This is a genomic window from Sulfurovum zhangzhouensis, from assembly GCF_030347965.1.
GTDB classification, from domain to species: domain Bacteria; phylum Campylobacterota; class Campylobacteria; order Campylobacterales; family Sulfurovaceae; genus Sulfurovum; species Sulfurovum zhangzhouensis.
Genome location: NZ_JAQIBD010000012.1, coordinates 1 through 945, shown reverse-complemented (window position 1 = coordinate 945; position 945 = coordinate 1). Strand labels below are relative to the sequence as shown.

Annotated in this window: 2 rRNA genes; both read left to right on the top strand. The window is 42.3% G+C overall.

Annotation, left to right across the window (positions count from 1 at the left end):
* A 23S ribosomal RNA gene (locus tag PGH07_RS11405) occupies positions 1 to 297 on the top strand; the annotation flags it as partial.
* A gap of 158 nt (positions 298 to 455) precedes the next feature.
* A 5S ribosomal RNA gene (rrf, locus tag PGH07_RS11400) occupies positions 456 to 571 on the top strand.
* Positions 572 to 945 lie beyond the last annotated feature (374 nt).

Below are 945 nucleotides of genomic sequence, written 5' to 3'. Positions count from 1 at the left end.
CGTCGTGAGACAGTTCGGTCCCTATCTGCCGTGGGCGTTGGATGATTGAGGAGAGTTGACCCTAGTACGAGAGGACCGGGTTGAACGAACCACTGGTGTACCAGTTGTCCTGCCAAGGGCATCGCTGGGTAGCTATGTTCGGATGTGATAACCGCTGAAAGCATCTAAGCGGGAAGCCAACTCCAAGATGAATCATCCCTGAAGATCCGCAGAAGACTACTGCGTTGATAGGCTGGGTGTGTAAGCGATGAGAGTCGTTTAGCTGACCAGTACTAATAGATCGTTTGTATTTATTTTATTCACATACGGGTACTACCTTATTAAGTGCATAACCGCTTAATAATTACCTTGAGTAATTGTAATTGACACATTATTTAGACTCTTAACAATGTTAAGCTCTCAAAGCTCGAATGAGCAAAGAGAAACAAGCACACATCGGTGTTCTTCTTTCTCTTTGTGGTGGGGCTAGAGGGAGGGTCACACCCAGCTCCATTCCGAACCTGGAAGTTAAGCCTCCCATCGCCGATGATACTGCAGGCAACGTCTGTGGAAACGTAGGTCGCTGCCACTTTGAGATTTACTTTCTTATTCTTTTTTACAATCACATCCATTTCATTACAAGTTATCGCAAAACTAACTCTTATTTCTTTATTTCTATTTATTTACAGTATAAACTCTCAAGTTACATCGATCTACAACTTTTTACACGCTTTTTTCAAAAATACCCCCATCTTAACCTTTGATTATCGTTTGATTTACCCCTCATTAACTCCCATACTTTATAATCTAATTAGAAAAGGTAGCCAAACCTGGATGAGTTTCATTTACTCCTTGTTCAAATAATGTAAATCTCCTTGTTTACTCGTCCTAACCCCGGCTCCCTTTTACTATCGAAGAGCCCTTTCTCCCTTCCCCTTTTTCCTTGTACCCCGGGCTCTTCGTTTA